The 18,584-nt window shown below is 39.7% G+C and carries 17 protein-coding genes; 14 read left to right on the top strand and 3 right to left on the bottom strand.

The window, feature by feature from the left end:
- Positions 1-81 precede the first annotated feature (81 nt).
- From IGJ49_RS03505 to IGJ49_RS03520, 4 genes are all read left to right on the top strand, one after another.
- Complete coding sequence (locus IGJ49_RS03505; protein WP_194180138.1) at positions 82-1,395, top strand: bifunctional folylpolyglutamate synthase/dihydrofolate synthase; 1,314 nt, start codon at positions 82-84, stop codon at positions 1,393-1,395.
- Entirely contained in the window at positions 1,385-2,038 is a 654-nt protein-coding gene (locus tag IGJ49_RS03510) for an HAD family hydrolase (RefSeq protein ID WP_062805560.1), read from the top strand. Before IGJ49_RS03505 ends, IGJ49_RS03510 begins: the two co-directional genes overlap by 11 nt.
- Positions 2,039-2,101: 63 nt before the next feature.
- Positions 2,102-2,794, top strand: coding sequence for a RadC family protein (gene radC, locus IGJ49_RS03515; RefSeq protein WP_010736077.1), 693 nt, complete (start codon positions 2,102-2,104; stop codon positions 2,792-2,794).
- Positions 2,795-2,943: 149 nt separating this feature from the next.
- Positions 2,944-3,144, top strand: a complete 201-nt coding sequence (locus IGJ49_RS03520) for a cold-shock protein (protein WP_010736076.1) — start codon at positions 2,944-2,946, stop codon at positions 3,142-3,144.
- 329 nt (positions 3,145-3,473) lie between these two features.
- Here the strand turns inward: IGJ49_RS03520 and rnjA are convergent, their stop codons facing one another.
- A complete protein-coding gene (gene rnjA, locus IGJ49_RS03525) occupies positions 3,474-5,153 on the bottom strand; it encodes a ribonuclease J1 (RefSeq protein ID WP_010736075.1) in 1,680 nt (559 codons plus the stop codon).
- Position 5,154: 1 nt separating this feature from the next.
- Entirely contained in the window at positions 5,155-5,367 is a 213-nt protein-coding gene (locus tag IGJ49_RS03530; RefSeq protein WP_010736074.1) for a DNA-directed RNA polymerase subunit epsilon, read from the bottom strand.
- A 384-nt stretch (positions 5,368-5,751) separates the two neighbouring features.
- Here IGJ49_RS03530 and efrA point away from each other — a divergent pair, with 384 nt between their 5' ends.
- The 3 genes from efrA (at position 5,752) to IGJ49_RS03545 (ending at position 9,800) form a co-directional block, all read left to right on the top strand.
- Complete coding sequence (gene efrA / locus IGJ49_RS03535) at positions 5,752-7,482, top strand: multidrug efflux ABC transporter subunit EfrA (RefSeq protein ID WP_010736073.1); 1,731 nt, start codon at positions 5,752-5,754, stop codon at positions 7,480-7,482.
- Positions 7,479-9,239, top strand: a complete 1,761-nt coding sequence (efrB, locus tag IGJ49_RS03540; protein ID WP_062805557.1) for a multidrug efflux ABC transporter subunit EfrB — start codon at positions 7,479-7,481, stop codon at positions 9,237-9,239. The genes efrA and efrB overlap by 4 nt, the downstream gene beginning before the upstream one ends.
- A gap of 72 nt (positions 9,240-9,311) precedes the next feature.
- On the top strand, positions 9,312-9,800 hold the full coding sequence (locus IGJ49_RS03545) for a gamma carbonic anhydrase family protein (RefSeq protein WP_010736071.1): 489 nt from the start codon (positions 9,312-9,314) through the stop codon (positions 9,798-9,800).
- A gap of 82 nt (positions 9,801-9,882) precedes the next feature.
- On the opposite strand, the gene clpP is transcribed toward IGJ49_RS03545, so the two are convergent.
- Positions 9,883-10,476 (bottom strand): ATP-dependent Clp endopeptidase proteolytic subunit ClpP, encoded by a 594-nt coding sequence (gene clpP, locus IGJ49_RS03550; protein ID WP_010736070.1) that lies wholly within the window; start codon positions 10,474-10,476, stop codon positions 9,883-9,885.
- Positions 10,477-10,719: 243 nt separating this feature from the next.
- Here clpP and IGJ49_RS03555 point away from each other — a divergent pair, with 243 nt between their 5' ends.
- The 7 genes from IGJ49_RS03555 to IGJ49_RS03585 all read left to right on the top strand — a co-directional run bounded on the left by IGJ49_RS03555 (position 10,720) and on the right by IGJ49_RS03585 (position 18,437).
- On the top strand, positions 10,720-11,184 hold the full coding sequence (locus IGJ49_RS03555) for a hypothetical protein (protein WP_371740687.1): 465 nt from the start codon (positions 10,720-10,722) through the stop codon (positions 11,182-11,184).
- A 134-nt stretch (positions 11,185-11,318) separates the two neighbouring features.
- Positions 11,319-12,053, top strand: a complete 735-nt coding sequence (locus IGJ49_RS03560; protein ID WP_010736068.1) for a glycerophosphodiester phosphodiesterase — start codon at positions 11,319-11,321, stop codon at positions 12,051-12,053.
- Positions 12,054-12,060: 7 nt separating this feature from the next.
- Complete coding sequence (gene miaA, locus IGJ49_RS03565; protein WP_010736067.1) at positions 12,061-12,984, top strand: tRNA (adenosine(37)-N6)-dimethylallyltransferase MiaA; 924 nt, start codon at positions 12,061-12,063, stop codon at positions 12,982-12,984.
- Positions 12,981-14,225, top strand: a complete 1,245-nt coding sequence (hflX, locus tag IGJ49_RS03570) for a GTPase HflX (protein WP_438722422.1) — start codon at positions 12,981-12,983, stop codon at positions 14,223-14,225. The genes miaA and hflX overlap by 4 nt, the downstream gene beginning before the upstream one ends.
- 169 nt (positions 14,226-14,394) lie before the next feature.
- On the top strand, positions 14,395-14,790 hold the full coding sequence (locus IGJ49_RS03575; protein WP_010736065.1) for a MerR family transcriptional regulator: 396 nt from the start codon (positions 14,395-14,397) through the stop codon (positions 14,788-14,790).
- 29 nt (positions 14,791-14,819) lie between these two features.
- Positions 14,820-16,160 carry a type I glutamate--ammonia ligase gene (gene glnA, locus IGJ49_RS03580; protein WP_010736064.1) on the top strand — a complete coding sequence of 447 codons (1,341 nt, stop codon included), beginning with the start codon at positions 14,820-14,822 and terminating at the stop codon, positions 16,158-16,160.
- 666 nt (positions 16,161-16,826) lie between these two features.
- On the top strand, positions 16,827-18,437 hold the full coding sequence (locus tag IGJ49_RS03585; RefSeq protein ID WP_438722425.1) for a CTP synthase: 1,611 nt from the start codon (positions 16,827-16,829) through the stop codon (positions 18,435-18,437).
- Positions 18,438-18,584: the final 147 nt, after the last annotated feature.

Consider the following 18,584-nt stretch of genomic DNA (forward strand, 5'->3'; position numbering starts at 1 on the left):
AGTAAAAAGAGCTCTTCTGGATTTCATTGTTTCCTACGTAAGCTTTTTTGTTATAATGAAGAGGAATGGGGGGATAGTAACGTGAAAATCGAAGAAGCAATCAATTGGATCCATAGCCGATTACCATTTGGCTCACGTCCTGGATTAGACAGAGTAGAGGCCTTATTAGAGGTAGTCGGACACCCAGAAGAAAAAGTCAAAACGATCCATATTGCAGGGACGAATGGCAAAGGTTCAACAGTGACTTATTTAAGATATTTATTAGAAGAAGCCGGCTTGACAGTCGGAACATTTACTTCCCCATATATCGAATACTTCAATGAGCGCATTTCGATCAATGGACAAGGCATTCCTGATGAATCATTGATTCGACTAGTAAAGAAATATCAACCGCTAGTTGAGCAGATGGATCAATTTGAAGCAGTAGCTGGTATTACCGAATTTGAAACGTTGACTGCTATGGCATTTGATTATTTCTTGGAAGAACAAGTGGACGTCGCGATCATTGAAGTGGGATTAGGTGGTTTACTCGACTCAACAAACGTAGCGAAACCTTTGTTGACGGGTATCACAACGATTGGTATGGATCATACAGATATTTTGGGCGACACGATCGAAGAAATCGCTGCTCAAAAAGCAGGGATCATCAAGCAAAATGTGCCACTGGTCACTGGAAATATCGTACCTGAAGCCTTGGCAGTGATCGAAAAACAAGCAAAATTAAAAAATGCTACACAACACGCATGGGGAGAGGCTTACACAGTCAGTTACAAACATCCGGCAGAAGAGTGGGGCGAAATTTTTTCATTCCAAAATGAATTTGGCAAAATCCCTAAGTTGACGATCCATATGATCGGGAAACATCAAGTTGAAAATGCTGGTATGGCGATTGAAATGTATCAAATCTATTGTGGAATGATGAATCTTCCATTCCGTGAAAAAGACGTGATCAATGGCTTGAAAAAGGCGCAATGGCCAGGACGTATGGAACGATTAAGTGAAGAACCCTTAGTGATTTTAGATGGGGCGCATAATACCCATGCGATGGCACGTTTAGTCCAAAATCTTAAACAAGAATTCAAAGGCTATCATATCCATCTTTTGTTCTCTGCTTTACGAACAAAAGAGGTTGATAAAATGTTACACCAATTACAAGAAGTACCAGATGCAACAATCTACGTCACTACTTTTGATTATCCTAAAGCCATTGAGCTGTCGGATATCCAAGCAACGAGTGATGAGAAAGTTACGATTGTTTCAATGTGGCAATTTGGGCTTGCAGAGATCTTGGAGAAGATGACGGCTGAGGATGTTCTTGTAGTGACAGGTTCACTCTATTTTATTTCGGAAGTGCGACGTTTGCTTGTACAGTTGGGAGGAAAAAATGAAAGTTAATGCAGTGATTTTTGATATGGATGGCTTATTATTTGATACAGAGATCGTTTATTATGAGGCATCCCAAACAGTAGCCGATCGGATGGGGTTTCCCTATGACAAAGATCTTTACTTGCGATTTTTAGGCGTTTCTGATGAAGAAGTTTGGGCGAACTACCATACTATTTTTGCAAACTTTGGTCGAGAAACTGTCCAAAAATTTATCGACGATTCCTATCAAGAAACGCTTGATCGTTTTGCTTTAGGTCAAGTTAAATTAAAACCAGGTGTTTTAGAATTCTTGAACTTTTTGGAAGAAAAAGATATCCCAAAAGTAGTCGCATCAAGTAATCAGCGACATGTCATTGAACTGTTGCTAGAAAAAAATAATCTACGTCATCGTTTTGATATGATCGTCTCAGCTGAAAATGTCAAACGTGCAAAACCAGATCCAGAAATCTTTTTACATGCCCAGGCGTTATTAGGTACTGAAAAAGCGGAGACATTGATATTAGAAGATTCACAAAATGGGGTACTAGCGGCGTATGGTGCAGGAATCCCAGTAATCATGGTGCCAGATTTACTAGCGCCTTCTGATGAATTAGCCGCTAAGACAACAGCGATTGTTTCTTCACTTCATGAAGTTCCGGCATTGATCAAATAAAAATAAAATAAATATCCTCCTTTTTCGTATCTTATTTTGAGCGCACGGGAAAGGAGGTTTTTTATGGAAAAAAATTTGCTTCAAACAGTACCCGCCACGTCTCTACCAAGGGAGAGGATGGAGACTTATGGAGAGGATGCGTTATCAGATCAAGAGCTTTTAGCCATTTTGCTTCGGACTGGTCAGCATCCATATAACGTATTAGAAGTTGCGGGTACGTTATTGAAGAAATTTGGTGGTTTAGCGCTCTTGAGACAAGCAACACTAGCAGAATTAGAAGCGGTTCGTGGGATTGGTCGGGTCAAAGCCTTAGAGATCAAAGCATTGATCGAGCTGGGGCGACGGATACAAGTCGATCAGTTGCGTCAAACAACGACTGTCCATGCGAGTTATGAATTGGCAAAAGAATTGATCCTAGAACTAAAAGATCAAAAACAAGAACATTTAGTTTGCATCTATCTCGATACCAAAAATCAAATCTTACTAAAGAAAACCTTATTCATCGGGTCATTGGATCAGACGATCGCGCATCCACGTGAAGTGTTCCATTACGCAGTCCGCTATTCAGCAGCACGGCTTGTCCTTGCTCATAATCATCCTAGCGGCAACGTTCTTCCATCCAAGCAAGACATGCGATTGACACGACGCATCCAGGAATGTGGAGAGATGATGGGGATCGAAGTTCTTGACCATCTGATTATTGGCAGCAAACAATACTTTAGTTTACGTGAAGAAGGATTAATGGAAAAAGAATGATGTAGCTTTCTTGCAAAAAAAAACAACCAAGTGTACAATTATAATGTAATTTTGTTTGGGAATAGAAGTTGAAACATCTGTTGCACCTCTATCGTACACGAGCAATGTTACAATCAAATAAGTGCTTTGGCACGAGGAGGGTATTATTAATGGAAAACGGAACAGTTAAATGGTTCAACGCTGAAAAAGGATTTGGTTTTATCTCACGTGAAGATGGAAGCGACGTATTCGTACATTTTTCAGCAATCCAAGGTGACGGATTCAAAACATTAGAAGAAGGTCAAGCAGTTACTTTTGACGTAGAAGATTCAGATCGTGGTCCACAAGCTACAAACGTTGAAAAAGCGTAATCTATACGAAAATATACTGTTATGAGGCTTGCTTTGTCATGGAGCGAACCAAATAATTGATGACAGAGGTCGAAACCAACGTGTTTCCCTCGAAAAATAAGACGAGACCCACAAAAATTGTTCTTTCATATTTTTGTGGGTCTCACTTTTTTTTATAAAAAACCGCGAGTAGGACATTAGTTCTCACCACCTAAAACCGAATAAACGGCGGTAACAGAAGAACCTCTTCGATAAACAAGGCGCCATCCACAAAAAATTGAAGAACAATTTTCGTGGATGGCGCCTTGTTTATCGAGGTTGAACACTTATGTCGCAACCTCGGTTTTAAGTTAGTTTTGATCCGGTGTCATCACCATAGGGATGATCATTGGATGTCTTTCTGTACGATCGAACAAGTAAGGTTGTAATGCACCGACCATCGCTTCTTTTAATTTATGCTCCGAACAGTCGGGGGCATTTAGCACATCACGCAATGCGTGGAACAAAATACGTTGTGCTTCATTGATCATATCCCCTGATTCACGCATATAGACGAAGCCACGAGAAAGGATATCTGGTCCAGCTAGAATCTCTTTTTTCTTGATATCGACAGTTGTCACTGCAAGAACGAGTCCTTCTTCTGAAAGTAAATGACGATCTCGTAAAACAACATTACCGATATCACCGATTCCACTGCCATCGATATAGACATCGCCAGCGACGAATTTTCCAGCTAAACGAGCAGAATCACTTGTTAATGCTAATACATCACCGTTTTCCATGATAAAACAATTCTCAGCTGGTACACCTGTGTCTTGTGCAAGAGAGGCATGGATCTTCAACATCCGAAACTCACCATGCACCGGTACAAAATATTTTGGCTTCATCAAGCGAAGCATCAATTTTTGTTCTTCTTGACCACCGTGGCCAGATGTATGGATATTATTGATTTTTCCATGGATCACTTCAGCGCCAGCTTCAGACAACAAGTTGATCAGATGGTTCACACTTGTTGTATTCCCTGGGATCGGTGAGCTAGAAAAAATCACTGTATCATCTGGTTGGATTTGGATTTGACGGTGGGTACCATTCGCAATGCGGCTCAATGCAGCCATTGGTTCACCTTGCGAACCTGTACATAGGATCATTGTTTCATTTGCAGGCAAACGATTGATTTCATGCGCATCGACAAAGGTACCGTCAGGCACTTTGATGTAGCCGAGACGTTGTCCGTTGACGATCGCATTTTCCATACTACGCCCGAAAACAGCAATTTTTCTACCCGTTGCTACAGCGGCTTCCGCTGCTTGTTGTAGACGGAAGATATTAGAAGCAAAGCTGGCAAAAATGATCCGACCTTCGATTTTCTCAAATATTTTCAAAATAGAAAGGCCAATCGTTTTTTCTGATTTCGTAAACGTTGGAATCTCTGCATTGGTACTATCTGAAAGGAGGCAAAGAACGCCTTCTTCTCCGATACGAGCCATTTTATGCAAATTTGCTGGTTCTCCTACAGGTGTAAAATCGAACTTGAAATCTCCAGTAGCCACGATGTTACCAGAAGGTGTTTTGACAACCACACCTAAAGCATCCGGAATACTATGGGTCGTTCGGAAAAAGCTGACGGATGTTTTTCTGAAACGGATCACAGTGTCTTCATTTATTTCATTTAGCACAGCGTCACGAAGTAAGCCATGTTCGTCCAGTTTATTTGTGATCAAAGCTAAAGCTAGAGGGCCAGCGTAGATCGGGATATTTGCTTGCTTTAATAAGTAAGGTATCCCACCAATATGGTCTTCGTGTCCATGAGTGATCACTAAAGCTTTGATTTTGTGTATGTTTTGTACGATATAGTTGTAATCAGGAATGACGTAGTCAATGCCAAGCAGTTCATCTTCTGGAAACTTGATTCCAGCGTCGATGATAATGATTTCATCTTGGAATTGTACCCCATACGTATTTTTCCCGATTTCACCTAATCCACCAATCGCAAAGACGCCTGTCTCATTATTTTTGATGGAAAGTTTCATCTTAAAACTCCACTAATGTGAATGCTGGGTTTTCTTTTTCGTATTCTAGATGGTTACCTTCTAGAAGTTGTACGAATTCGATATTGTATGGGGTATTTTCTTCCACTCGTTGGCGTGCTTCAACATCGCTGTTTGCTTCGATGTATAGCGATTGTGTTTCTTCACGTTTTGGGTTACGGATTTTTGACTCTTGATAATAAACTTTGTAAATCATGGTTTATGTCTCCTTTATCTGCTTAAAGCAGTAATTTAGCGTATTTTTTGGACAACACAAAACGAGGGGACAAGCCACCTGTGTTTTTTTATACTTTAAGAAAAATACTTGATTCTCCTTAAAGAGACAAGCCTCGCATTTGCTTATCCAATTGGAATATTTTTTACTCGGATCCTCTGTATGAAACATACAATAGTTAATTGCTATTCTAGCATAAATCAAGAGATAAGTATAGAAAACGGTCACTGTAAAATGAAAAAACGTACGAAGAGAAAATATTTTTCAGAAAAATTTCTTTTTAAAAAATGTAGTGTTCTATAAAGTAGTAGATTGTGCTACTATTGAAAGTAATGGCAAGATAGAATATTTAAAGGAGATGATAAAGTGAAGTTAATGTGGCATTACACCATGCGCTACAAAAAATATTTGGTGTTGAATTTTATTTGTGTGTTCGGCTTTATTCTGATCGAACTAGGTCTACCAACTATTTTAGCACGCATGATCGATGTTGGAATCCTCAACGATGATTTTGACTATGTGAAACAACAAGGACTATTGATGATCGTGATCACTGTGATCGGGATCATAATGAATATATTTTTAGGTTATTTTGGGTCAAGGATCACGACGAATATCGTTGCAGACATTCGTGATGATCTGTTCAAACATATCCAAACGTATTCACATCAAGAGTATGAAACACTAGGCGTATCATCATTGATCACTCGTACGACCAATGATGCGTATCAAATCATGTTGTTTCTACAAAATATTTTAAGAATCGGTTTTATGGCACCGATGATGTTTGTTGTTAGTTTGTATATGGTTATGCGAACAAGTCCATCTCTTGGTTTATACGTGATTGGTGCATTACCATTCTTATTATTAGCTGTTGTTGGGATTGCTAAATTTTCTGAACCTTTATCAAAAATCCAACAAAAGAATTTAGACAGAATCAATAGTATCTTACGTGAAAACCTATCAGGTCTACGCGTTATCCGCGCGTTTGTAAATGAAAAATTCGAAGAAAAAAGATTTGAAAAAGTCAACGAGAACTATGCTTCAAGTTCTAAAAGTCTCTTTCGCTTAATGGCAGTTGCCCAACCTGGCTTTTTCTTTTTATTCAATATCGTGATGATTTTGATTATTTGGAGTGGTACGCTACAAATTGCAGATGGACAGTTGCAAGTAGGGAATCTAATTGCTTTTATTGAATATATTTTCCACGCGTTGTTTTCATTTATGTTGTTTGCGAGTGTGTTTATGATGTATCCGCGAGCAGCAGTCTCTGCTAGTCGTATCCAAGAAGCTTTAAATGCTACGCCTGCTATTGTTGAAGATCCAAATGGCATAGCGGAAACAAAAACGAAAGGCTACATTGAATTTAAAAATGTGACCTTCGCTTACCCTGGACATTCGCAAGAACCAGTGATCCGTAACGTCAGCTTTACTGCTTCACCTGGCGAAACAGTGGCATTTATTGGTAGTACAGGTAGTGGGAAGTCTACATTGATCCAATTGATTCCACGTTTTTATGATGTTACTCATGGTGAGATCCTGATTGACGGTGTAGATGTGCGTAAGTACAAGTTGAGTAAACTAAGACAAAAAATCGGGTTTATTCCACAGAAAGCACTATTGTTTACTGGGACGATCGCTGAAAACTTGAGATACGGAAAAGAAGATGCAACGCAAGAGGAAATGGAACGTGCGGCTGATATTGCGCAGGCGACTGATTTTATTTCTAAAAAAGCGGACGGTTATGATGAACATCTTTCTGAAGGTGGCGCAAACTTCTCAGGTGGGCAGAAACAAAGGTTAGCCATTGCTCGGGCAATCATCCGCCGACCAGAAATCTATATTTTCGATGATAGTTTTTCAGCACTTGATTATCAAACGGATGCAAAACTTCGTGCAAGATTGAAAAAAGAAACAACTGAATCAACCGTATTGATTGTTGCCCAACGTGTGGGTACTATCATGCACGCCGATAAGATCATCGTATTAAATGAAGGAGAAGTAGTAGGTATGGGCACGCATCGTGAACTTCTAGAAAATTGTCCGATTTATTACGACATTGCCGCTTCTCAATTATCGAAGGAGGAACTAGCATGAAAAAAACCTTCGCTTCTTTTAAACGTTTAGCTCGCTATATCCGTCCTTACCGATTGACGTTTATCTTAGTGCTACTATTTACATTTTTAACGGTGGCTTTCAATGCGGCATTGCCTTATGTCGTCGGGCTTCCAACAACAGAAATCAGCAAAAATCTAGTGAATAATGAGGCAATCAATTTTTCTTATATCATCAACTGTTTGATTTGGATCGCGGTGGTTGGTACCGGTTATAGTATTTCTCAATTGCTTTCTGGGGTATTGATGACAAATGTTGTTCAGAGTGCCATGAAAGACTTGCGTAGAGATATTGAAGAAAAAATCAATCGTTTGCCGGTTTCTTATTTCGATAAAAATCAACAAGGAAATATTTTATCTCGTGTAACGAATGATGTAGATGCAGTTAGTGGCGCCTTGCAACAAGCCTTTATCGGTATTGTCAATGCTATTTTGGGCATCACGATGGCAGCAGCGATGATGTTTTATATCCAACCGGTCATGGCGTTGATTTCAATGATCATGATTCCAGCGTCAATTTGGATATCTAAACGAGTGATCAATGCTTCTCAAAAATATTTCCAAGAAATGCAAAATTCTTTAGGTGAATTAAATGGCTATGTTCAGGAAAACATGACTGGATTCAGTGTGTTAAAAGTATACGGTCGTGAGAAAGAAACATTTGAAGGATTTCATAAGGTCAACCATAGCTTGAAACATTTTGGGTTTCGAGCAGCCTTTATTTCTGGATTGATGATGCCGTTAGTACAATTAACTGCCTACGCTACGTATATCGGTATGGCAGTTTTAGGAAGCTTTTATGTAATTTCTGGAGTCATTGTGGTTGGGCAATTACAAGCCTTTATCCAATATATTTGGCAAATCAGCCAACCAATGGGTAATGTGACGCAATTATCCTCCGTATTGCAAAGTGCATCCGCAGCCACGAAACGGGTATTTGAGATTTTAGATGAACCTGAGGAAAAAGAAAACAAGACCGATGTTCCTTTGCCAGAAACGATCCATGGAAATGTTTCGTTTGAACATGTCGATTTTGCTTATGATCCGAAGAAACCTTTGATCCAAGACTTGAACTTTGAGGTGAAAGCTGGACAAATGGTGGCAGTTGTCGGACCGACGGGCGCTGGGAAAACAACATTGATCAACTTATTGATGCGTTTTTATGATGTGACGCATGGCGCGATCAAAATTGATGGTATTGATACGAAAGCGATGAGCCGAAGTGATGTTCGTTCCATGTTTGGGATGGTACTGCAAGATGCTTGGTTGTACGAGGGAACGATTGCCGACAACATTCGTTTTGGTAAATTAGATGCAACGGATTATGAGATCGTTGATGCAGCGAAAACAGCGAATGTCGATCATTTTATCCGAACGATGCCTGATGGTTATGAAATGGAGATCAATTCAGAAGGAGATAATGTCTCGTTGGGACAAAAACAATTGCTGACGATTGCTCGTGCGGTTGTTTCCGATCCGAAGATATTGATTCTGGATGAGGCGACTAGTTCCGTTGATACGAGACTTGAAGCATTGATCCAAAAAGCAATGGATAAAGTGATGGAAGGACGAACGAGTTTTGTGATCGCTCACCGTCTATCAACGATCCGTGAAGCCGATCTGATCTTAGTGATGGATCAAGGTCAAATCATTGAAAAAGGAACACATGAAAGTTTATTAGCAAAAGGCGGTTTCTATGAGAAACTTTATAACAGCCAATTTGCTGAAGCAGCGGAATAATGACAAGAGGTTTCTAGGGGCGAACAGCCTTCTAGGACCTTTTTTCTTCAATAAATGAAAAGAGGGAAAAAGATGGCAAGGTTTATAGCAGATAATGCGACGGTTATCGGTGATGTAGAATTAGGAGAAGATGTCACAGTTTGGTACCAAGCAGTGGTTCGTGGCGACAGCAATTGGATCAAGATCGGCAAAGGAACCAATATACAAGACGGAACAGTCATACACGTTGATCATGATGCACCAGTTGAGATCGCTGAAAATGTCACAGTCGGACACCAATGTATGCTGCATGGTTGTAAAATCGAAAAGGGTGCGTTGATCGGTATGGGAGCGACTGTTTTGAACCATGCAGTCATCGGTGAGAATAGTTTGATCGGAGCAGGCTCACTTGTGACAGAAGGAAAAATCATCCCACCGAATGTTTTAGCTTTTGGTCGACCAGCCAAGGTAATCCGTCCGTTAACAGAAGAAGAAATCCAAAAAAATAAACAGAATATCACACATTATATCGAAATGGGACAAAAACATGCAGATGGATTCTTCAAAGAATGGCAACAATAGTTTTAACACATGTTTTTACAGCAAAAAAAGAAGGTCTGTCATCCAAGGATGAAGGCCTTCTTTTTTGATCTTGATAGGTTGATTAGCTTAATGAAGCACTGTTTTCCATGACTTCATCGATCAAGCCATATGCTTTGGCTTGTTCAGCAGTCATATAGTTGTCACGATCTGTGTCTTTTTCAATCACTTCGATTGGTTGACCAGTACGTTCCGCTAAGATTTTATTCAAACGTTCGCGGGTTTGTAAGATATGACGTGCAGCGATTTCGATTTCTGTTGCTTGTCCTTGTGCGCCACCAAGTGGTTGGTGGATCATGATTTCAGCATTTGGTAAAGCAAATCGTTTTCCTTTTGTTCCGGCAGTCAATAAGAAACTTCCCATTGAAGCAGCCATCCCCATAACGATTGTTTGGACATCTGCTTTGACAAAATTCATTGTGTCATAGATGGCCATTCCAGCAGTCACAGAACCACCAGGTGAGTTGATATAGATGTAAATGTCTTTTTCAGAATCTTGTGCATCTAGAAATAGCAATTGTGCGATGATTGAGTTTGCTAAATCATCTGTTACTTGTCCACTCAACATGATGATGCGGTCTTTCAATAAACGTGAGTAAATATCGTAGGCTCTTTCCCCACGTGAGGATTGTTCAATAACTGTAGGAATTAAATTCATAATAAGGTTCCTCCTTGATTTGTTTAGAAATAGTGTAACATAAATTGATTTTGATTACCTACAAAGTAGTATACATTTTTGGTCAATAAAGGTCAAATGAAAAAACTTTCCGAGAGCTAGTCTTATAAAGTGAGTTTATGTTATGATAAAAAAGAAATCAATAAGAAGGAGGAACCGTAATTGGTAATTGCTATCACAGGTTTTATCGGTGTATTAGTAGGAGCAATCTTAGTCTACTTAGGGATGGCGATCCAAATGCGTCATCTTGAGAATAAAGAGCAACGTAGACGCGAATTGGAACTGAAAGTCAAAGAAATCGAAACATTGAATCAATTAAATAAAAAAATCAATGAGATTCTCCAAAAGCGTGCGAGCTTGTTGGAAGAATATGTCAGCTTTGATGCTTTTGACGATTGTTATATCACAATCGATGACTTTGCGTATTTGCAATCATTTTCTGCACAAAATAATTTTTATTTACCAAATTACATTTTAGATGAATTATTCCAAAATATCGCTCATCGCAAAGTGATTCTTTCACCGGATGAAACGATGAAGATCGGCGGCTATGCTTACAAAGGTGGGCGTGTCATTTTGGAAAATTTCACAGATAATTTGACCGCAATGATCAATGAGAAAAAATCCCAGTTGAAAAATACAACGAGACAACCAATCGGCTTTTTCTCAAAAGATGATGTGTGGAGCTAAACAAAACATATTGTTTACTCAAGGATAAGAGAAACTAAACATTTTGATAAAGTAAAAGTTTGGGCACTTACAATGAGTCCAAGCTTTTTCTTTTTTGTTCCTGTGGTAAAATAGGGATGATCGGAGTGAGGACTATGGTACAGATTTATGCACATCGAGGAAGTAAAGGAACCCATCCGGAAAATACATTGCCCGCCTTTTCTGAAGCAGTAAGAGTGGGGGTGGATGGGATCGAGCTAGATGTCCATCTTAGTAAGGACGGTCAACTGATTGTTATCCATGATGAAACCGTTGATCGAACAACCAATGGAAAAGGCCTTGTTCGAGAAAAGACTCTCGAAGAGCTGAAAAAATTGAATGCAGGCAGTTGGTTTAGTAAAGATTTCCCAGCAGCGAAAATCCCTGCGCTAAAAGAAGTACTCTCGCTACTTCTCCAAAAAAATTATCGAGGAACATTGATGATCGAAATCAAAACGGACAAGTATGAGTATGAAGGGATCGAAGCACAAGTATCTGAACTTATGACAAAAAATGAGTGGCCGTTTCGTCATGCTTATTGTAGTTTCAACCTTCGTTCCTTAGAACGTTTATCCGTCATCGAACCAGACGCACAACTGGATCTTTTAATGAGTGATTCAATGAAAAAATTAGATCTAGCTAAGACCTTACCTTTTATTGAAGGTCTTCACCCTAAAGCAACTTGGGCATTTGCGCATCCTCAGGAAATACAGGAGTTTCCAAAGCGTATTCGTCTTTGGACAGTCAATACGACAGAAGAGCTTGAAAGAGGATTAAAGGAACCTGTGGATGCACTCATCACAGACTTTCCTGAACGTGCTTGGTATGTTAAACAATTAATGAAAAAGTAGGAGCCATATGGAAAAAGTATTAGTGATCGTAGGACCCACAGCAGTTGGTAAAACAGCGTTAAGTGTGACACTTGCCCAAAAATTCAACGGCGAGATCATCAGTGGAGATTCCTTACAAATTTATAAACATCTGGATATCGGTACGGCAAAAATCAAGCCAACTGAAATGATGGGGATTCCTCATCATTTGATTGATGTGATCGAGCCAGACCAGCAGTATTCGGCAGCGGATTTTCAACAGGCAGGTCGCAAGTTGATCAAGGAAATCACCGAAAGAGGACATTTGCCGATCATCGTTGGTGGCACCGGTTTATATATTCAATCGTTATTGTACGATTTTCAATTAGGAGCAAATGAAGAAACGGATGCTACTGTTCGAGAGAAATATGAAAAAATGGCTGAAGAACTAGGAAAAGAAAAACTTTGGGCTTATTTGAATGAACGCGATCCGCTTGCAGCGGGGAAAATCCATTGGAATAATCAGCGAAAAGTGATTCGCGCATTAGAAGTATTTGAGACAACAGGCTATAGTATCATGGCACCGAAAGATAGACCTGAGTGCTTGTATGATTATTATATGATCGGTCTGGATACGGAGCGTGAGTTCCTTTATAGTAGAATCAACCAACGAGTGGATCAAATGCTCACAGAGGGATTGATTGCAGAAGCAAGAAAGGTCTATGAATTAGGGGCGGTTCAAGCCAGTCAAGGGATCGGCTATAAAGAATTCTTTCCTTATTTTGAAGAAAACATCACTCTAGATGAGGCAGTCGAACAAATCAAATTGAACTCTCGGCGCTATGCCAAACGACAACTGACTTGGTTTCGTAATCGTTTGACGGCGCATTGGTTCGATCTCTTGAAAAAACCGACAGATCTAGCAGAGATCGAAAATGCCATCGAAGGTTGGCTGAAAGAGGTGGGAACATGAGAGAAGCAAAAGAAAAAGTAATCATTGTTGGTGTAGAAACGGAAGAAAATCAGCGATATTTTGCTGAATCAATGAAAGAATTGGAACAATTGATCGATACAGCAGCTGGTGAAGTCGTATATAGACTCACGCAAAAACGACCGCAAGTGGATCGTCAAACGTTGATCGGTAAAGGAAAGCTTCAAGAATTGACCCAATTAGCAGATGCTTATGAGACAGATCTTGTCATATTCAACCACGAATTGACTCCGCGTCAAAGTCAGCTGATTACCGATGCGGTAGGGGCGCCGGTCATTGATCGAGTCCAATTGATCTTGGATATCTTTGCGATGCGTGCGCGATCTAAAGAAGGGAAACTGCAAGTCGAATTGGCGCAATTGCAATACCTACTACCTCGTCTCGCTGGACAAGGTGAGTCGCTTTCTCGTCTTGGTGGTGGGATCGGTACAAGGGGACCAGGAGAAACGAAACTGGAAACGGATCGTCGGCATATCCGCAACAAGATCTTAGGCGTAAAAAGAGAGCTAAAAGCAGTGGAGGCCCATCGAGAACGTAATCGGCAAAAAAGACAAAGTAGCGAAGTGTTTCAAATTGGTTTGATCGGTTACACAAATGCGGGTAAATCAACAATCCTTAATTTATTGACGCAAGCTGAATCATATGCGAAAGATCAACTATTTGCCACCCTTGATCCGCTGACGAAAAAATGGCGTTTTGCGGAAGGATTCGAATTGACTGTAACGGATACCGTTGGTTTTATCCAAGATCTGCCCACCCAGTTGATTGATGCGTTCCATTCAACCCTTGAAGAAAGTCAAGGGATGGATCTCTTGCTTCATGTTGTCGATGCAAGTTCTTCTGATCGAATCTTGCAAGAACAAACAGTTTTAAAGTTGATGGATGAGTTAGATATGAAAGAAATGCCTGTATTGACTGTCTATAATAAATCAGACCAGATCGACACAGCAGGATTTACACCGACTTTATTTCCGAATGTCTTGATTTCTGCTCAGACACAAGAGGGGAAAGAACGCTTGATCGAGGCCGTCAAACGGCAATTGATGGAGTTGATGCTTCCTTATACGAAAATTGTGCCGAGTGATCAAGGACAAACATTAAGTGAGTTGAGACGGCAGACACTTGTATTAGATGAACACTTCATTGAAGAACAAAATAGCTATGAAGTACGTGGGTTTGCGAATAAAAATTCAAAATGGCTAAAAAAAGATGAGTTATTTTAAAAATGAAATAATAAGAAAAAACCAGCTTGATCGACTTCATATAGAAGTGGATCAAGTTTTTTTATAAAAAAAACTGCTCCTTATGTAAGAAAACCTAACATGGGAGGTTGACAGTCTTTTTTGTGATTGGTATACTTTATTCAATTGATAGGACGAAAGGAGACGTCAGATGGGAGAAAAGGAATTACGTCGTTCAATGTCAGTATTTCCAATTGGTACAGTTATGAAACTAACAGACTTGACTGCTCGACAAATCAGGTATTATGAAGAACAGGAATTTGTTCATCCCGAGCGAAGTGAAGGAAATCGACGCATGTATTCATTGAATGATATCGATATTCTATTAGAAATCAAGGATTATCTTTCAGAAGGATTGAATATGGCTGGAATCAAACGGGTCTATGAAATGGCACAGGCGAAAAAACAAGAAGAAAAAAGTAAAAAACCGCTGACCGATCACGACGTTCGTCAAATTTTCCGTGATGAGATATTAGCTCAAGGTGGGTTAGCCAAAACAGGACATTATCAGTCACAAGGCTTGCAACAACGTCAATACTTTGACTGAATGAAATAAAAAAAAGAAAGAGGGATACCATGGTAAAGAAACAAATCACAGGCGAAGAAATTAAACGAATTATTGAGGATGAGAACGTACGCTTTTTACGTTTGATGTTTACAGATATATTAGGAACAATCAAAAATGTTGAAGTTCCAGTGAGTCAAATCGACAAAGTACTTGAGAATAAAATGATGTTTGATGGTTCTTCGATTGAAGGATTTGTCAGAATCGAAGAAAGTGATATGTACTTGTATCCTGATCTTTCTACTTGGATGATTTTCCCATGGGAAAGCGACCACGGCAAAGTGGCGCGCCTGATTTGTGACATTTATAATCCAGATGGTACTCCATTTGCTGGTGACCCTCGTGGCAATCTGAAACGTTCATTAAATGATATGAAAAAACTTGGCTTTACCTCATTCAATTTAGGGCCTGAACCAGAATTCTTCTTGTTCAAATTAGATGAAGATGGTGGCATCACTACGACGTTGAATGACAAAGGTGGTTACTTTGATTTTGCACCAACGGATCTAGGCGAAAATTGCCGTCGAGATATCGTATTGGAATTAGAAAGCTTAGGTTTTGAAGTGGAGGCTTCTCACCATGAAGTGGCTCCTGGACAACACGAGATCGACTTCAAATATGCAGATGTCGTGGATGCTTGTGACAATATCCAAACGTTTAAATTAGTCGTGAAAACCATTGCTCGTAAACATGGCTTGCATGCGACTTTCATGCCAAAACCATTATTCGGGATCAACGGTTCTGGAATGCACTGCAATATGTCTTTATTCAATGAAGATGGAAATGCCTTTTACGATAAAGACGGAGATTTAGAATTAAGTCAAACTGCGTATCATTTCTTAGGTGGCTTACTGAAACATGCGCGCGCGTATACAGCGGTCTGCAATCCAACGGTCAACTCTTATAAACGTTTAGTTCCAGGCTACGAAGCACCTGTTTACGTGGCATGGAGTGGACGTAATCGTTCGCCATTGGTACGTGTACCGGAATCTCGTGGTTTATCCACTCGTTTAGAATTACGTTCTGTCGATCCAGCAGCGAACCCTTACCTAGCAATGGCTGTTTTACTACAAGCAGGTTTAGATGGTATCCGTAATGAATTGACACCACCACCGGCTGTTGATCGTAACATCTACGTGATGAACGAAGAAGAACGTGAAGAAGCGCAAATCCAAGATCTTCCATCAACGATCCACAATGCCATCAAAGAATTGCGCAAAGACAAAGTGATGATCGATGCGTTAGGCAATCATATCTTTGCGAACTTTGTGGAAGCAAAACGTCTGGAATGGGCTGCCTTTAGACAAACCGTTTCTGAATGGGAAAGAGAACAATATTTAGAGCTTTACTAATAAAATCCCGTTAAATCAAAGAAAAGTATAGAAGAGGTCGTGACAGAAGTGTTCAGCCTCGAGAAATAAGGCGCTATCCACGAAAATTGTTCTTCAAATTTTTGTGGATGGCGCCTTATTTCCAAAGAGGTTACTTCTGTTTCTGCCGTTTATTCGGTTTTAGGTGGTACAAGAGGACTAATGTCTCAGACGCTTTTTTTCTTCATCACTGGAGTGTGAATTTTTGGCCTTGTGGCTCGCTTGCAGTGGATCCTGAGAAAACTTTCCTATTACCTGCTTTGATAGAGTATGGAAAGGAGTAAAAAGGGTGACATCCAAATAAAATTTTCCTATAAAGCGATTATTTGATCGTTTATGAGATTTTTTGTTCCAACTATTTCGATATATTTCGATATATATAGTAATATTTTTTTCACTATTTTTATTCCGTTTCATAGGACTTAATGTATTGACGTCAGTGAAAGTGCTTTTATCCATCAAGTAGGTATAAACGTAATTGAATACTTGACTTTCGTTTAGATAGCTTGTAATATACACCTTGGGCACCCTTTTAGAGGGTCAGAAGTTTACAGAAATCAACGCTCCCTATTCTTTAGAAGGATAGGGAGCCTTATTTATTTTCTTAGACTTTTCCTGCAGATAAAACAAGAAGGAGTTTTTGAACATATGACAAAATACATTTTTGTGACAGGCGGCGTGGTTTCATCGATTGGTAAAGGGATCGTAGCAGCATCTTTAGGCCGTTTGTTGAAAAATCGTGGATTGAAAGTAACGATCCAAAAATTTGATCCATACATCAACGTGGACCCAGGAACAATGAGTCCATACCAACACGGAGAAGTTTTCGTTACAGATGATGGAGCAGAAACGGATTTGGACTTAGGCCACTACGAACGTTTTATTGACATCAACTTGAACAAATACTCCAATGTGACGACAGGAAAAATTTATTCAGAAGTCTTGCGTAAAGAACGTAAAGGGGAGTACTTAGGCGCAACTGTCCAAGTGATTCCGCATATTACGAATGAAATCAAAGAAAAAATCATGCGTGCAGCTAAAATGACTGACTCAGATATCATTATTACAGAGGTCGGCGGCACAGTTGGGGATATTGAATCACTGCCATTCTTAGAAGCATTGCGTCAAATGAAAGCTGATGTTGGCTCTGATAACGTGATGTATATCCATACAACGTTGATTCCTTATTTAAAAGCGGCTGGTGAAATGAAAACTAAACCAACACAACATAGCGTGAAAGAGTTACGTGGATTAGGTATCCAACCAAACATCTTAGTCGTGCGCACAGAGCAACCAGTATCTCAAGATGTCAAAAATAAATTGGCACAATTTTGTGACGTTGAACCAGAAGCAGTAATCGAATCACCAGACGTAGATACACTATATTCAATCCCGTTATTATTGCAATCACAAGGAATGGATCGGATCGTTTGTGATCATTTGAAGCTTTCAACACCAGAAGCAGATATGACCGAATGGAAAGCATTAGAAAATCGTGTCTTGAACTTGAAGAAAAAAGTTCGCATTGCTTTAGTAGGGAAATATATTGAATTACCTGATGCGTATATCTCAGTTGTTGAAGCATTGAAACACTCAGGTTTTGCGTTTGATGCGGATATCGAATTGGATTGGGTAAAAGCCCATGAGTTAACGAGTGAAAATGTGGATGAACGATTGAAAGAGGCCGATGGGATCTTAGTACCAGGTGGTTTTGGTGATCGAGGAATCGAAGGGAAAATCGAAGCCATTCGTTATGCTCGTGAAAATGATGTCCCATTCTTAGGAATTTGTTTAGGGATGCAAATGGCGTGTGTTGAATTTGCACGTAACGTTGTAGGTCTAGAAGACGCTGCTTCAGCAGAAACGATTCCAGAAACTGCAAACAACATCATCGACTTGATGGCAGATCAAGAAAACATTGAAAATCTTGGTGGAACATTACGTTTAGGGCTTTATCCATGTAAAGTCAAAAAAGGCACGACTACTGCTACAGCTTATGATGGGGCAGAAGTGGTTCAAGAACGTCATCGTCATCGCTATGAATTCAACAATAAATACCGTCAACAATTTGAAGAACATGGCTTAGTCTTCTCAGGTGTATCTCCAGACAATCGTTTAGTTGAGATCGTTGAGATCACAGATAAGAAATTCTTTGTTGGTTGTCAATTCCATCCAGAATTGATTTCACGTCCAAACCGTCCGCAAAAATTGATCAAAGCATTTGTTGGTGCTTCGTTAACGGAACGCGAATCAAAATAAAAAATACTAGGAATTGATCCGTCAAAATCAGCGAGTGTCAAATTATTAGAATTGTTATTAATAAATATTTTAAATGTTTATAGAGAACCTTTTACCTACGATATTTCGGTGGATTTTATTTATTTAATGAAAAAAGCGTCTTGAAAA

The organism is Enterococcus sp. AZ171 (genome assembly GCF_051714005.1).
Taxonomy (GTDB): domain Bacteria; phylum Bacillota; class Bacilli; order Lactobacillales; family Enterococcaceae; genus Enterococcus_B; species Enterococcus_B pernyi.

What these genes read in the sequence shown, in the direction of transcription:
- IGJ49_RS03575 (WP_010736065.1), top strand. Translation starts at nt 14,395, where the DNA reads ATGGGAGAAAAGGAATTACGTCGTTCAATGTCAGTATTTCCAATTGGT.
- clpP (WP_010736070.1), bottom strand. Translation starts at nt 10,476, where the DNA reads ATGAATTTAATTCCTACAGTTATTGAACAATCCTCACGTGGGGAAAGA.
- miaA (WP_010736067.1), top strand. Translation starts at nt 12,061, where the DNA reads ATGGAAAAAGTATTAGTGATCGTAGGACCCACAGCAGTTGGTAAAACA.
- IGJ49_RS03510 (WP_062805560.1), top strand. Translation starts at nt 1,385, where the DNA reads ATGAAAGTTAATGCAGTGATTTTTGATATGGATGGCTTATTATTTGAT.
- efrB (WP_062805557.1), top strand. Translation starts at nt 7,479, where the DNA reads ATGAAAAAAACCTTCGCTTCTTTTAAACGTTTAGCTCGCTATATCCGT.
- IGJ49_RS03545 (WP_010736071.1), top strand. Translation starts at nt 9,312, where the DNA reads ATGGCAAGGTTTATAGCAGATAATGCGACGGTTATCGGTGATGTAGAA.
- IGJ49_RS03555 (WP_371740687.1), top strand. Translation starts at nt 10,720, where the DNA reads ATGGCGATCCAAATGCGTCATCTTGAGAATAAAGAGCAACGTAGACGC.
- radC (WP_010736077.1), top strand. Translation starts at nt 2,102, where the DNA reads ATGGAAAAAAATTTGCTTCAAACAGTACCCGCCACGTCTCTACCAAGG.
- hflX (WP_438722422.1), top strand. Translation starts at nt 12,981, where the DNA reads ATGAGAGAAGCAAAAGAAAAAGTAATCATTGTTGGTGTAGAAACGGAA.
- glnA (WP_010736064.1), top strand. Translation starts at nt 14,820, where the DNA reads ATGGTAAAGAAACAAATCACAGGCGAAGAAATTAAACGAATTATTGAG.
- IGJ49_RS03585 (WP_438722425.1), top strand. Translation starts at nt 16,827, where the DNA reads ATGACAAAATACATTTTTGTGACAGGCGGCGTGGTTTCATCGATTGGT.
- IGJ49_RS03530 (WP_010736074.1), bottom strand. Translation starts at nt 5,367, where the DNA reads ATGATTTACAAAGTTTATTATCAAGAGTCAAAAATCCGTAACCCAAAA.
- IGJ49_RS03520 (WP_010736076.1), top strand. Translation starts at nt 2,944, where the DNA reads ATGGAAAACGGAACAGTTAAATGGTTCAACGCTGAAAAAGGATTTGGT.
- rnjA (WP_010736075.1), bottom strand. Translation starts at nt 5,153, where the DNA reads ATGAAACTTTCCATCAAAAATAATGAGACAGGCGTCTTTGCGATTGGT.
- IGJ49_RS03560 (WP_010736068.1), top strand. Translation starts at nt 11,319, where the DNA reads ATGGTACAGATTTATGCACATCGAGGAAGTAAAGGAACCCATCCGGAA.